Below are 14,123 nucleotides of genomic sequence, written 5' to 3'. Positions count from 1 at the left end.
CTATTTTGGGGGCTTGCAAGATTACTCAGCGTTAGGGAAAAACAGCTGCTGGCCATCCACTTCATAATCCGCAATCGCTTGCTGTCCCTGTTCAGACACCAGCCATTCGTGCCACTGGGCGGCGAGCTCATGCTTTAGGTGTGGGAAGCGCTCGGTTGAGAGCAGTAGGCTGCCGTACTGATTAAATAGCGCTTGATCGCCTTCAAACAGCAGGGTTAAGTCTTGCGGGTTGTCAAAGGCAACCCAGGTAGCGCGGTCGGTAAACGTATAGGCATCCATGCCCGCGGCGGTATTCAGCGTGGGGCCCATGCCGCTGCCCAGTTCACGGTACCACTCGCCCTGGGGCGTGATGCCCGCATCTTCCCACAAGCGCAGCTCAGCGCGGTTGGTGCCGCTATCGTCGCCCCGTGAAGCAAAGGGCGACTCGCTCTCGGCTATGCGTTGCATGGCATCGGTTACTGATTCACTGTCACTGATGCCAGCAGGATCATCGCTGGGGCCAACGATCACAAAATCGTTGTACATCACATTAAGGCGCTCGGTGGCGTAGCCATCGGCCACGAACTGCTCTTCACCCGCGGTGTCGTGAACCAGCAGGCTATCGGCATCGCCACGGCGGCCAATTTCAAACGCCTGGCCGGTGCCTACGGCCACTACGCGTACATCAATCCCTGTTGCTTCAGTGAAGGKAGGAATAATCGCGTCAAACAGGCCTGAGTTTTCGGTAGAAGTGGTCGACGCCAGGGTAATGTAGTCATCCGCTGCCAGCAGTGTGCCGCTCCAGGTCAGCCCTAGCGCGCCTGCGGTTAACCATGCGGTGGTCTTATTCATGTGATTGCTCCTTGATCGTTTGGCATTAATCATTTTTCTTCAGTGCTTTTGCTTCAGTACTTTTTCTTCATACCCAGGGTTCGCCCACTTTGGGACTACCAAACCAGCTCACCGCGAATAAACGCGCCTGCCTCACGAGAGGTGGGGGCGGTAAAAAAGTCGCTGGCGGAGGTGTGTTCAAGTAATTCGCCGTTATGCAAAAACAGCACGTCATTGGCTAAGCGGCGTGCTTGGTGCAAGTCGTGGGTGGTCATCACAATGCGCGTGCCGCTGTGATGAAACTCAAGCACCGCATCTTCAACGGCCTTAATGGCGGCGGGGTCGAGTGCCGAAGTGGGTTCATCTAAAAACAGCACCTGGGGATTGAGTAGCCAAGCCCGCGCCAGTGCTAAACGTTGCTGTTCGCCTCCAGAAAGCACCCGTGCTGGACGTTTGGCGAGATGCGCCAGGCCGAACTTCTCAAGGGCACTCATGGCCTGTGCTTTCCGGGTTAATGTTTTAGGTTCTGATCGCGACGCTTTGTTGATGGCTAACACATAGGTCAGATTATCCAGCGCCGAGCGGCGCAGCAGCACAGGGCGCTGGAAAACCATGGCTTGTGCGGGCGGTGCGCCTTGCCAACGAACCGTGCCGCTGGTAGGCGTTAATAGGCCGTGGGCCAGGCGCATAAGCAGGCTTTTGCCCGCGCCGTTGGGGCCCATAATTAGCGTTCGCTGGCAGCCCGCCAGACGCAGTGAGGTGGGCTTAAGCAGCGTATGGCCGCGATGGATAAAGCCCACGTTGTCTAACTCAAGAGTGGCGACGGGAGGCATGTGGTGTGCGTTCATCCCAGCCGCCTCTTCGATGTTTCGCCGATTATATGGGCGATAGCGTTAATCATGGTGACCAGGACAAGTAGAATAATCCCCAACCCTAGTGCTATGGGTAGGTTGCCCTTGCTGGTTTCCAGCACAATGCTGGTGGTCATGACGCGGGTAACGCCATCGATATTGCCGCCGACAATCATCACCGCGCCAACCTCGGCGCTGGCACGGCCAAAGCCGGCAAGAATCACCGTGAGGAGCCCAAAGCGCGCATCCCAAAGCAGGGTGGGGATCATGCGAAAGCGTGTTAGCCCTAGTGAGTTCAGCTGTTCAGCATACTCACTGTGAAGCGCTTCAACTTGCTGGCGGGTGAGGGCGGCAATAATCGGGAGTACCAGGATGACCTGGGCGATCACCATCGCCGTCGGCGTAAATAGCAGCCCCCATTCGCCCAGTGGACCCGCGCGTGAAAGCAGTAGGTACACGCAAAGCCCGGCGACGACAGGCGGTAAGCCCATTAAGGCATTAAGGGCAACAATGACGATGTTACGCCCGGGAAAGCACCATAGCGCCAGAGCCGCGCCTAAGGGGAGGGCTATCAGGCTGGCAATCATCACCGCCATTAGCGATACCTGCAGCGATAGCGCCACGATGGAAATTAACGCGCTATCCATACTCAGGATTAGTGCGAGGGCGGTACTAAAGGGGTTGTCACTGGTTAGCATTGAGCATCGGCGTCATTATTATGTGATATTGAGCATAATGTACTGAAAAGTGACTTAATGCACTTGAGGCTGAAATTAGTGCAGCCTTATGCAGTAAATTGTTTATTGCTTATACTCAGCGGAGGGGCTCATTGTGATGGCTGAACAATATGCTTACCTGACCACCGCAGAAGTCGCTGACTATTTGCGCTTAAAAGAGCGCAAAGTCTACGACCTGGTGCGCCAAGGCCAGATCCCCTGTAGTCGGGTAACGGGAAAGCTGCTGTTTCCCCGTCAACAGATTGATTTATGGGTGCTGAGCCATTTGGAGGGCGATCAGGCGCAGCGTTTATCGGTACCACTGGTCGTCGCGGGGAGCCAGGATCCGCTGCTGGAGTGGTCGATTCGAGAGAGTGGCTCTGACTTGGCGATGCTCTGCCAGGGCAGTGGCGATGGTGTACGGCGCTTGATTGATGGCAAGGCGATGCTGGCGGGTATTCACCTCCTAGATGCTTCATCCCAACGCTACAACGAGCCCAGCCTGCTCGGTTTAAGCGGCATGCGTGACCTGTTGATAGTGCACTGGGCCAAACGTCGCCAGGGGCTGCTCTTACCCGTTGATAACCCGCTGAAAATCACCGGGCTGAGCGATTTAAAGCGGCCCGATGTTCGCGTGGCGCACCGCCAGCCAGATGCGGGGGCAGCAAGGCTGCTGAGCTGTTTGCTACAGCAAGCAGGGATAGAGAGCTCGGCGCTTAACTGGGCGCCGCACGCATCCTTAAGTGAAGATGATTTGGCACTCAGTATTGGTCAGGGCGAGGCCGATGTGGGTCTGGGCGTTGAAGCCGCCGCCCATCGCCAGCAATTGGGCTTCATTCCACTCTGCGACGAGCCGTTTGATTTAATTATGCAGCGGCGCAGCTATTTCGAACCTGCCTTGCAGCGGTTGTTGGCTTTCACGCAACAAGCGCGCTTTGCCGAGAGGGCTGCCATGCTAGGTGGCTATGATATCGGAGAGGCCGGAAAAATTGTCTATAACGCTTAAGGCACTCGCTTACATCGTTAGCAGGTTAGCTTGACGCTGTTACTGTATGCGCCACAATGGTGGAGCGTTACTAACGCAAATCATCACGAAAAGGAGAGCATGATGAAACAAGCATTAAACGGTAAACGCGTGGCGATTTTAGCCGCCGATGGTTTTGAAGAGTCTGAACTGAGTGTGCCGCGCGCTGCTCTGCAAAAAGAGGGTGTTGAGGTTCACGTAGTGACCCCGGAAGGCAAAGGAATTCGCGCGTGGGCGGAAACCGACTGGGGCGACACTTATGAAGCTGATAAAGCCCTTGCTGATGCCAGTGAGTCTGATTACCACGCACTGGTACTTCCAGGTGGCTTATTCAATCCCGATGCATTGCGCATTAACGACGATGCCCTGAACTTCGTAAAGGCGTTTTTCAAGACAGGCAAGCCTGTCGCGGCTATTTGCCATGCCCCCTGGATTTTAATTAACGCGGGTGTGGTTGAAGGCCGTCGCATGACCTCCGTGCCAAGCGTTGCACAAGATTTACGCAATGCCGGCGTTGAATGGGTCGACGAGCCGGTTGTTGTGGATAGCGGACTCGTGACTAGCCGTACGCCGAAAGACTTGGATGCCTTTAATGCCAAGTTACTTGAAGAGCTGCAGGAAGGACGTCACTCCGGCCAGCACGCTTGATGGCGCTAATTCGTCAGTGGGCAAGCTTTGTAAAAAGGCTTGTCCACGTCATCGCCAAACCCATTAAAGGAGACAGTAGCCGCGGTGGCATGGTGGTGCACCCTTACCGCGGCTATGGCTCCCAGCGTGAAGTATTTGTCATGGGCCGGGTGTTTCGCCAAGCTGCGCTAGGTCGAGCCATCCCACGCCATGGCATGTTGCGAGATACGGCAGATGTGGCGCGGCGAATTTTGCGCCGCGGGTTGGCCGATGCACAGGTAGAAATTCATATCGGCGAAAATCAGCTCTGCGTGGGTACGGATCGCGATGGCTATTTCGACGTGCATTTGCCGATTAGTCACACGCTACCCATTGATGTCTCCTGGCACCGCGCCGATATTGTGGTGCATTGCCCCAATCAAACGCCAGTGCGTACTCACGTAGAAGTTTACATACCGCCCCCCGAAGCCGATTTGCTGGTGATCAGTGATATCGATGACACCGTGATGTTTACCGGCGTGGCGGAAAAGCTCAAAATGCTGTATCGCTTATTTGTTAAAAAACCCCATCGCCGCACCGCTTTTCCCGGTGTAGCATCGCTTTATCAGGCGCTGCATCGTGGCGTGAGTGAACGCGCCGAACGGCCTATTTTGTATGTCTCCCGGGGGCCCTGGGCCATTTATGAAATGCTCGAAACCTTTTTTCAGATCAATCGCATTCCTGTCGGGCCGATTATTTTTTTACGCGAGTGGGGCATCTCTTTGCGCCGCCCGTGGCCGCGCCGTGCCGAAGAGCATAAGCGCGATCTGATTGATCGCATGTTGACCCTCTACAACGAGCTGCCGTGCATACTGATTGGCGACAGCGGTCAGCACGATCCAGAAGTGTATATCGAGATCGTCAAGGCCTACCCAAACCGTATTAAAGCTATCTATATACGTCGGGTGGATAAAAATCCCAAGCGCGAGCAGGCGATTCAGCGCCTGCGCGATGAGTTAGTAGGTACCCAATGTGAGTTGGTGTTAGCCGCTGATAGCGTGCTGATTGCCGAACACGCCCACGCCCAGGGCGATATCTCTGCTCACGGCTTGCAGGCGGTTCAGCGCGACGTAGAAGAGCACCGCAACCATCCTACCTAACTCATACCTGTATAACGCTGTTGCCAAGTCAGTCCCCATGGTAAAACAGCCCTTCGGGCTATGAGTAAATAGTTGCGTGTGGCTATTTACCTACGTTTGCTTATCAACAGGGGCTGCCATGGTTGTTCTGCTGATCATTTTTGCGCTGGCGGTTTTTGTGCTCCCCAATGTGTGGGCCAAATGGGTACTCAAACGCCACACCCGCGGTCGTGACGACTACCCCGGTACAGGGGCCGAGTTGGCCGATCATTTGCTGCGTCGGTTGGGCATTGAGGGCGCAAGCGTAGAGCGCACCGAGTTTGGCGATCATTACGACCCCGAAACACGTTGCGTGAGGCTCTCCCCGGACAACTATGATGGCCGTTCGCTAACTGCCGTCACCGTGGCCGCTCATGAGGTCGGTCACGCTATTCAGCATCATCAGGGCTACGCGCCACTGCTGGCGCGCAGCCGGTTAGTCGGCGTCGCTCAAAAAGCCGAAAAACTCGGCGCTCTATTGATGATGGCCGCGCCTTTTCTTTTTCTATTGACCCGTTTGCCAGGTGGCCTGGCGATCGTGGTTGCCATGGCGGTCATCAGCTTTGGCACGGCGGCGTTGGTGCATTTGGTGACCCTACCTGTAGAGTTCGATGCCAGCTTTAATCGCGCACTGCCGCTGCTAAAAGAGTATGTGCCACCCTACGATATGCCCGGTGCCCGGCATGTACTCACCGCCTGCGCCTTCACCTACGTAGCCGCCTCGCTCGCCAGCGTCATGAATTTGGGCCGTTGGCTGGTGATTTTGCGGCGGTAAGTGTGTATTGCATCTTTGTTGCTGAATTCAGGTTTTCAGTGCCACTGATGACTACAAAGCTATAGCTCAATGTTGGTCTGCTATTGCTAAAAAGCACTACTAAGTGAGGGAGTGCTGAGATTTCTGTAAGCCATCGCTTAAAGTTTTGTAAGAGATCTCTTACATGCGTGTAAGAGATCTCTGTGACTTGCCCTGCAAGGGTTGCGCTTCGCTTTTGGCTCGCTATGCTGAGCGTTTCTCATTAGCGAATGATGGTCCAGGGAGCGGCATTATGTCTGACAGGATGGGGGCGGATAAGACAGGCCTTCAATTCACCCTAACGCTACCGGGGGTGGATGACGTGGCGGTGATTGACTTCACCTACCATGAAGCGCTCTCCCAGCCTTTCGAGCTGGCGCTCAACCTTGCCAGCCGCGATGGCAGCCTGGACGCCGCGGAGCTGCTGGATCGTGAGGCAGAACTGACTATTTGGCAGGATGGCGAACCGCTGCGCCGAGTGCACGGTATCGTTAGTGAATTTGGCCAGGGCGACCGCGGCCATCGCCGTACCTTCTACTCGCTGGGGCTGCGCCCAGCGTTCTGGCGGCTTTCGCTGCGTCAGAACTCGCGTATTTTCCAAAAGGTCGACCCGCTCACCATCATTAATACCCTGTGCGATGAGCGGGGTATTACCGATGTTGGATTTGCGGTAAACCGCGACCTAGCCGAGCGTGAGTACTGCGTCCAGTACCGTGAAACCGACCTCACCTTTATCGAGCGCCTGGCCGCCGAAGAGGGCCTGTTTTACTTCCATGAATTTGCAGAGGGTAGCCATCGGCTGATCTTCGCCGATGACCCGCAGGTACTGACCAACCTCGGCGAACGCACTTACCACAGCCGTGCAGGCGGCACCGCCCCCAGCCGCCATGTGCGCAAACTCAGCCATACTGCCCGTGTTGCGACCGCGTCCGCCACGCTGAAAGACTATAGCTTTAAAAACCCCGCCTATGCACAGCTGCACGACTACCAGGGCCGAGGTGTAGAAGCTAGTGGGCAGCAAGCTGACTACGAGCATTACGACTACCCCGGTCGCTATAAGCAGGACGCCTCTGGCGAGCCGTTTGCCCGCATTCGCCTGGAGCAGCTGCGCCGGGAAGCGATCACCGCCAGCGCCGAAAGCGACCTTCCCGAACTGGCCCCCGGCCTGCGCTTTGCTCTGACTAATCATGACACCGACAGTCTAAACCGCGACTGGCAAGCCATTGAAGTGAGACACTTTGGTGAGCAACCCCAGGCGCTGGAAGAGGACGGGATGACCGCTTCTGACAGCGCTGGGATGACCCGTTATCACAATCAGGTCACGCTGATCCCCGGAGATGCCCCCTGGCGAGCCACGCCTAATCCCAAGCCCCGCGTCGATGGGCCCCAGGTGGCTTTTGTCGTGGGCCCCGAAGGCGAAGAGATCCACTGCGACGAGCACGGCCGGGTGAAAGTGCAGTTCCCCTGGGATCGCTACGCCGAACCTAATGAAACGGCGAGCTGCTGGGTGCGTGTTGCCCAAGGCTGGGCAGGTGGCGGCTATGGCAGTATCGCCATTCCGCGTATTGGTCATGAAGTGATTATCTCGTTTTTAGAGGGTGACCCAGATCAGCCGCTGGTTACCGGGCGTACCTACCACGCGGTGAATACGGCGCCTTACCCGCTGCCGGAACACAAAACCCGCACCGTCATCCGTACCCAAAGCCACAAGGCCGAAGGCTTCAACGAACTGCGCTTTGARGAYGAAGCRGGCGAAGAGCARATYTGGCTCCAYGCCCAGAAAGACCTGGASCTGTTAACVCTYAACGACCGCAYYGAAGAGATCCGSMGCGACAGCCAYCTCAAGGTGCACAATGACCGCATCAGCGAGATTGATAACGACGATCACCACACGGTGCATAACAACCGCCATACCCAAGTCGATGGTGACGACCACCTGAGAATCGACGGCACCCGCCATGAAAAAGTTGGCCAGGCGCAGCTGATGGAAGCGGGGCAGGAAGTGCATCAAAAATCAGGCAGCAAAACGGTGATCGATGCCGGAGCAGAGATCACCCTCAAAGCCGGGGGCAGCTTCGTAAAACTTGATCTTAGCGGCATTACCATCGTTGGTGCTCAGGTCAAGTTCAACTCTGGGGGTAGCCCCGGCTTGGGGAGTGGACAGGCGGTCTTAGACCCTTTGCGGCCTAGTGGCAGTGAAAGTGACGCTGGTAGCTATAACCAAGCCTTTGTCGCTAAATGGAGCGGTACGAATATACCTGCCGCCAATATGCGCTATCGCATTACCGATGCGCAGGGTGGCGTCGTAAAAGAAGGGCGCACTAATGAACTGGGTGAAACCGAGCTCACCGAAAGCGACGTACCTGGCCGCTTGCATATCGATATCTTAGGAGTCTAAGGGTGTCTACGAATGATGATGTTCTAGGTGCTGCTGATGCGGCCTATACCCCCACCGATGACACACAGCCTGYCACCGTTAATCTTCATGTCTGTAACAAGCAGGTGCCACCCGCCAATGAGGCCTTTTTAGGCAACTGCGAGTGGTATTATCGTCCTCTTCACGATGAGTTTATTGATAAAAGCGGCGTTGCAAGCTGGGAAGCTCTTAAAGCCTGGGCCACCACCTGGAACCCTTTTGACAATGTTGACGTATTCCTCCGTTTTCTAGCTAACCGGGATGAAATTATTGCACCCGATAGCGCCCATTCTCACTGGTCGCGGCACGCCAATTTTATGATGCGCCATATTGGCTGCGGGCATCTGCCACCGGGTTATTACATCAGCTACGGATATTACTACTGTTATACCTATGGGGAGCGACTTCAACCTCGTTTAAGCGATGCTGGGAAAGGGTGGTTAGCAGAAGCGCGATATTTGCTACAGAAGAATATAGAAACTGGTCTTGAAGACAATATGGATGGCGATTACATCTCTGTGGTCTGCCGCCGCTACCCCAACCGCAGCGTTCAGATGGAAGTCACCCAGTATGAGCTGGAAGTCGATCCCATCACCTTCAAAACTTTTGCTTTCAATACCCATGTACCTGCCTATCTTGATGCGGGCCTTGCTGATTTACCGATCACCGACCTGATGCGAATTGGCACCCAGCCCAATGCTGAAGAGTGGTTGGATGGCGAGACGTGGAAGCAGGCTTGGGACAGCGCTGTTGAAGTCGGCTGGGACAAAGCTAACAGTGCCAAGGATGCTGTCTCAAGCCGAGCACAAGCGGCGGCCGAGGCGGCGAATGAGGGTCTCAGTGCTGTGGAGCAGGCGCTTTCGCGGCTGATGAATCATATACGCTAGGAGCCACTATGCGCCGATATCAGTGGGCAGCAGCAACATTGGTCATTTTGATAGCAGGATACGTGATAGGGAGTGGTGGTATGTGGGAGCGCATTAGTAACGATTTTATGAAGGAAGACACCCCTTACGGGCCGGGGGATTTTCGAATGCGTGGTGAGCAGATATTGTCAATGAAGCTCACGAATCCTGAAATAACGTTTAAGCCACGTGATGAGTGGAGTGATCCTAATAGAGCAGAACCTGCGGAGGCGTGGATGGGGAAACCCGGTGAGTCCGCCAACCGCCGCACGGTACGCATTCTCGCGGGTTCGCTTGAGGAGGGCGTCGAGCGGCGCTTTGAAGAACCTGCCCAGCAGGCCGACTGGTGGCTGTCTCCAGATTGGAATACTTTATACCTAGCGACAGGCTGGTCAGACCGTACTGCTAATAAGCCTGCAGGTGAGCGTTACCACCCTCAGGCGACCCAACTCTTTAAATCTACCGACCAGGGCGAGTCCTGGGAGAAGTTACGCTGGCCCGAAGATCAGAATATTTCGGCATTTCGGTTTCTCGACGCCCAGCGGGGCTATCTGATTGGCTGGGGACCCCACATTTGGCGCACAGAGGATGGTGGTGAGCACTGGGAGGAAATCCCTGTGCCAGCAGAAGCGCGTGATCCGGAAAATGAACGGGAGCGTTTCGATCTAGTTGCCCTTGGCCAGGATAACGTTCTGCGGATGGCATTCTTCGATCAAGCTCGTGGCGAAAGCGTTATCTACTCACTGCCCTGGGGKGAAACCGAGCCACGCTTCGAGGTCGCCATCGGCGATTACGGCGTGAATGATATTGCCGCTAATGAACAGGGTGAGGTCTATATTCTGGCCCGCAAAGGACGCCCGACGTCCCTGATGCCCAAGGAACAGTTGGTACATCACCCTACATCTATCTGGCACTGGAATGGCAGTCAACTGACGGAACTACATGAGTTCGACAGCGACTTGGTGGGCTATGCACTCTACATCACGCCGGAAGAGGGATTATTGTTCGATGGGGTTAACGAAGGCAGCCTGCTGGGTAAAGACGTTACGGCCGTTAGCTACGACGGCGGTGCTGACTGGCGGATAGAGAATGAAGGCCGCAGCGCCCAAGGAGGCTACTACGATACACGCACGGGCGAACGCTGGCGGGTGGCTGGCTATTCGCTTTACCGACGCGAAATTCCCTAAATGAAAAAGCGCTATGGCTTCCTATTAGGGAGCGTGCTATTTGCATACTGGGCCTTCACCCATGGCACGGAGTGGGAGCGTGTTAGTAACGACTTTATGAAGGAAGATACGCCCTACGGGCCAGGGGACTTTAGGATGAGTGGAGAGCAAGTGCTGTCCATGAAGCTTACAAATCCTGAAGTAACCACGAAGTCGCGTGAAGAGCGAAGCGACCCAACACGGGCTGAGTTTACTGAACAGTGGATGTATAGCCCAAGCGAAACAGCTAATCGCCGTACGGTACGTATTCTTGGTGGCTCGCTTGAAGAAGGCGTTGAACGGCGCTTTGAAGAGCCTGCCCAGCAGGCCGACTGGTGGCTGTCTCCAGATTGGAATACCTTATATCTAGCGACAGGCTGGTCAGACCGTACTGCTAATAAGCCTGTAGGTCAGCGCTATCGCCCTCAAGCAACTCAACTCTTTAAATCCACCGACCAGGGCGAGTCCTGGGAGAAGTTACGCTGGCCAGAAGACCAAAATATTTCGGCATTTCGGTTTCTCGACGCCCAGCGAGGCTACCTGATTGGTTGGGGACCACATATATGGCGTACCGAGAATGGTGGTGAGCACTGGGAGGAAATCCCTGTGCCAGCAGAAGCGCGTGATCCGGAAAATGAACGGGAGCGTTTCGATCTAGTTGCCCTTGGCCAGGATAACGTTCTGCGGATGACATTCTTCGATCAAGCTCGTGGCGAAAGCGTTATCTACTCACTACCGTGGGGAGAAACCGAGCCACGCTTCGAGGTCGCCATCGGCGATTACGGCGTGAATGATATTGCCGCTAATGAACAGGGTGAGGTCTATATTCTGGCCCGCAAAGGACGCCCGACGTCCCTGATGCCCAAGGAACAGTTGGTACATCACCCTACATCTATCTGGCACTGGAATGGCAGTCAACTGACGGAACTACATGAGTTCGACAGCGACTTGGTGGGCTATGCACTCTACATCACGCCGGAAGAGGGATTATTGTTCGATGGGGTTAACGAAGGCAGCCTGCTGGGTAAAGACGTTACGGCCGTTAACTACGATGGTGGTGCTGACTGGCGTATAGAGGATGAAGGTCGCAGCGCTCAGGGAGGTTACTACGACACCCGCACAGGCGAACGTTGGCGGGTGGCTGGCTATTCACTCTATCGGCGAGAGATTCCCTAAATAGTATGGTGTTACAACTGTTAGAAACGCCTGATGAAGCAGGGGTAATATAGCTTTTGCTACTCAATAGTAGATGTAGTGACTATAAGACAATATAAGCAAGGAGATGATTGGAGCTGCGGTTGTTGTATTAACCCTCTTAGTTTTGGAGGGCAGGAGTAGGCATGTGAAGGGCTCTATTTTTTCCGGAAGATTAAAGCTTAAAATGATAGTAAGCTAGAGATATTATGACTGATAAAATTGAAGACGAGAAATTACTCTCAGAGAAAGAGTATTCACCTAATGGTTGTAAGTCTGGGTATTCAGAAACGGCGTTTAGATTAGACTCTATCCCTGCTCAAGAAAATGCGTATGCGGATTTTAGACTTAAGAAAAAGAAGCTTGTAAAACGTCTTGGGTGGTCTTCTTACCTAGGAGTGCACCCTACGTCATATCAGTATTCTGAAACTCCCTCAGCGTTTTTTATGGATCCCCAACGAAGAAAAGATTGCGAAGTGAACGACACGCGTTGGTTAATGAGAATAAATGAGGCGTTTAATGATTTTGACGTCATTAAAAGTTATTTTGGAAGATTATATAATGACTGGTTTAGGTTTTGGGGTAGTGCAAGTTCATCTGAGAAGTTTTTTTATTGCATATTTTCGATTTCTGTAATCATTGCTTATAAGATGGATCCATACTCTCTGCTAGCAGTGCTAATAAGCCCTATAGGCTGGATAGTTGTATTTATGACAGGAGCGTATTTAGTAGTTAAGTGGGTGGAAAATGATCATAAATACCATCGGTTGTCTCTACGCGGTTTGAACGAATTTTATTTTTCACGCAAGACTGGAAAAGTTGTTGCACCGTGGGGAGAGTTTTTGTTTTATGAATTTGATGCTTATATTGTCAGGAAAGTAAGCTTATTAGGTGACCACAAATACGCTTTAAATATAATTCATCGTTATCCTAATGATAGCCGTTCACCTACCGCTTATCAGCCACTTGATTTTATATTAGAAGTAGATGGAGGTGTCGCGGAGCATCAGGCGGCATGGGATATGTTATGTCGTTATATGGATGTATCTCAACCTCTTCCAGACATTCCTCAGTTAGAGCCATTTCGCGATTTAGATTTTACTACCAGGCTTCATGATAAAGAAGGAAAGAGAATAGTCGAAAGCGCTCATTGGAAAAAATTTTACGAGCAGGTTAGCTGGAAAGAGCTAGAGGAGGCGAGGGCTTCTCATCGATCAGTTGTCAAAAATACAAAATGGAAAGGAAGAGAAAACCTAATGGTAAGTTTGGTTCCTAATTATTTAGCGATAGAAGAAGAGCTAAACCTGGAAATAAAAAGTGATGGAACACCATGAGGGCGAGCATGATGGCTTAAAACTATGGCTTTCGGCTAAGCCCCATTTTGAAGTTGCCGCTGGGGCGGGCGACATGTTATCTACCCCGCCTTATTCGCCAAAATCACCGCCCGCCGCGGTGCTGGGTAACCTTCGATTGTGCGGCTGCGATCGTTCGGGTCAAGAAAATCGGCCAACGATTGGTAAGTCATCCACTCCGTCGATCGCTGCTCGTCTAACGTGGTAACGGCTTCGTCAACCACGCGCACGTTGGTAAAACCGCAGCGCTCCAGCCAGTGGCAGAGCGCTTGAGAAGAGGGCAGGAAGTAGACGTTGGGCATGGCGGCGTAACGTTCGCCGGGCACAAATACGGTCTGTTCGTCGCCTTCGACTACCAGGGTCTCCAGCACCAGCTCGCCGTCCGGTGCCAAGGCGGCTTTTAGCTGCTGAAGATGTTCCAGCGGGGCAGGGCGGTGATAGAGCACGCCCATGGAAAATACCGTATCAAAAAAGCCCAGATTCTCAGGCACATCTTCAATGCCCACGGGTAAAAACTGCGTTCTGCCGCCATCCGCATCACCCACAAAGTGGCGTACTGCCTGAAACTGCCAGTAGAAACGTGGCGAAGGGTCGATGATTAGCACAAAAGCAGCCCCTGCCCCGGCCATCCGCCAAGCGTGGTAACCGCTGCCGCCACCCACATCGAGCACTTTGCGATATTTTAGCGGTGCCAGGTGTGGCGCCACTCTTTGCCACTTCCAGTCAGAGCGCCACTCGGTGTCGATATAAATGCCGCCTAGCTGAAAAGGGCCTTTACGCCACGGGGCAAGCTTTCTAAGCAGGTTAAAGCATTGGCGCTGCTGGCTATCGCTAAGGTCGAGCTCAACGCTGACGGTATCACTGTTTAAATCCACGCGCCGCTCAGAGGGCAGCGTGGGCAGTTTGGCCACAGCTTTTTCCCAGGCAGACAAGTCGCCGTGGCGGTTGCGGTCAAGCCCATAAGCTAGCTGCTCAGGCAGCTTCGCTAGCCAGGGKGTTAGCGAGGCATCCAGTGTAGCTTGATCTAAAAACGCCTGATAAATTGCGCGATGATCGTCGGATAACGGTGCCAC

At 53.9% G+C, this 14,123-nt stretch carries 13 protein-coding genes; 9 read left to right on the top strand and 4 right to left on the bottom strand.

Features of this window, described 5'->3' with window-relative positions; translation table 11 throughout:
• Nucleotides 1-21 precede the first annotated feature (21 nt).
• The 3 genes from HALO_RS15210 to HALO_RS15200 form a co-directional block, all read right to left on the bottom strand.
• Nucleotides 22-831 (bottom strand): substrate-binding domain-containing protein, encoded by an 810-nt coding sequence (locus tag HALO_RS15210; protein WP_050713600.1) that lies wholly within the window; start codon nt 829-831, stop codon nt 22-24.
• A 95-nt stretch (nt 832-926) separates the two neighbouring features.
• Entirely contained in the window at nt 927-1,658 is a 732-nt protein-coding gene (locus HALO_RS15205) for an ATP-binding cassette domain-containing protein (protein ID WP_035578170.1), read from the bottom strand.
• Nucleotides 1,655-2,359 (bottom strand): ABC transporter permease, encoded by a 705-nt coding sequence (locus tag HALO_RS15200; RefSeq protein WP_035578172.1) that lies wholly within the window; start codon nt 2,357-2,359, stop codon nt 1,655-1,657. Before HALO_RS15200 ends, HALO_RS15205 begins: the two co-directional genes overlap by 4 nt.
• Before the next feature lie 136 nt (nt 2,360-2,495).
• On the opposite strand from HALO_RS15200, the gene HALO_RS15195 reads away from it, so the two are divergent.
• The 9 genes from HALO_RS15195 (at nt 2,496) to HALO_RS15155 (ending at nt 13,032) form a co-directional block, all read left to right on the top strand.
• On the top strand, nt 2,496-3,383 hold the full coding sequence (locus HALO_RS15195) for a helix-turn-helix transcriptional regulator (protein ID WP_035578174.1): 888 nt from the start codon (nt 2,496-2,498) through the stop codon (nt 3,381-3,383).
• 102 nt (nt 3,384-3,485) lie between these two features.
• Nucleotides 3,486-4,049 (top strand): type 1 glutamine amidotransferase domain-containing protein, encoded by a 564-nt coding sequence (locus HALO_RS15190; RefSeq protein ID WP_035578175.1) that lies wholly within the window; start codon nt 3,486-3,488, stop codon nt 4,047-4,049.
• Nucleotides 4,049-5,167: an App1 family protein gene (locus HALO_RS15185; RefSeq protein WP_035578177.1), complete on the top strand. Its 1,119-nt coding sequence runs from the start codon at nt 4,049-4,051 to the stop codon at nt 5,165-5,167. Before HALO_RS15190 ends, HALO_RS15185 begins: the two co-directional genes overlap by 1 nt.
• 118 nt (nt 5,168-5,285) lie before the next feature.
• Entirely contained in the window at nt 5,286-5,960 is a 675-nt protein-coding gene (locus tag HALO_RS15180; protein ID WP_035578179.1) for a zinc metallopeptidase, read from the top strand.
• Nucleotides 5,961-6,231: 271 nt separating this feature from the next.
• Nucleotides 6,232-8,376 carry a type VI secretion system Vgr family protein gene (locus HALO_RS15175; RefSeq protein ID WP_231896723.1) on the top strand — a complete coding sequence of 715 codons (2,145 nt, stop codon included), beginning with the start codon at nt 6,232-6,234 and terminating at the stop codon, nt 8,374-8,376.
• A gap of 2 nt (nt 8,377-8,378) precedes the next feature.
• A complete protein-coding gene (locus HALO_RS15170) occupies nt 8,379-9,281 on the top strand; it encodes a hypothetical protein (RefSeq protein WP_092490849.1) in 903 nt (300 codons plus the stop codon).
• 80 nt (nt 9,282-9,361) lie between these two features.
• Nucleotides 9,362-10,486 (top strand): WD40/YVTN/BNR-like repeat-containing protein, encoded by a 1,125-nt coding sequence (locus tag HALO_RS15165; RefSeq protein WP_035578181.1) that lies wholly within the window; start codon nt 9,362-9,364, stop codon nt 10,484-10,486.
• Entirely contained in the window at nt 10,487-11,680 is a 1,194-nt protein-coding gene (locus HALO_RS15160; protein ID WP_035578183.1) for a WD40/YVTN/BNR-like repeat-containing protein, read from the top strand.
• 227 nt (nt 11,681-11,907) lie between these two features.
• Complete coding sequence (locus HALO_RS15155) at nt 11,908-13,032, top strand: hypothetical protein (RefSeq protein WP_050713599.1); 1,125 nt, start codon at nt 11,908-11,910, stop codon at nt 13,030-13,032.
• An 80-nt stretch (nt 13,033-13,112) separates the two neighbouring features.
• Here HALO_RS15155 and cmoB read toward each other — a convergent pair whose 3' ends face one another.
• The gene (gene cmoB / locus HALO_RS15150) at nt 13,113-14,123 is read right to left on the bottom strand and encodes a tRNA 5-methoxyuridine(34)/uridine 5-oxyacetic acid(34) synthase CmoB (protein WP_035578185.1); all 1,011 of its coding nucleotides are present in this window, start codon (nt 14,121-14,123) and stop codon (nt 13,113-13,115) included.

The organism is Halomonas sp. R57-5 (assembly GCF_900070345.1).
GTDB lineage: Bacteria > Pseudomonadota > Gammaproteobacteria > Pseudomonadales > Halomonadaceae > Vreelandella > Vreelandella ventosae_B.
The sequence above is the reverse complement of the archived record's forward strand: the minus strand, read 5'-3'. Positions and strand labels throughout refer to the sequence as shown.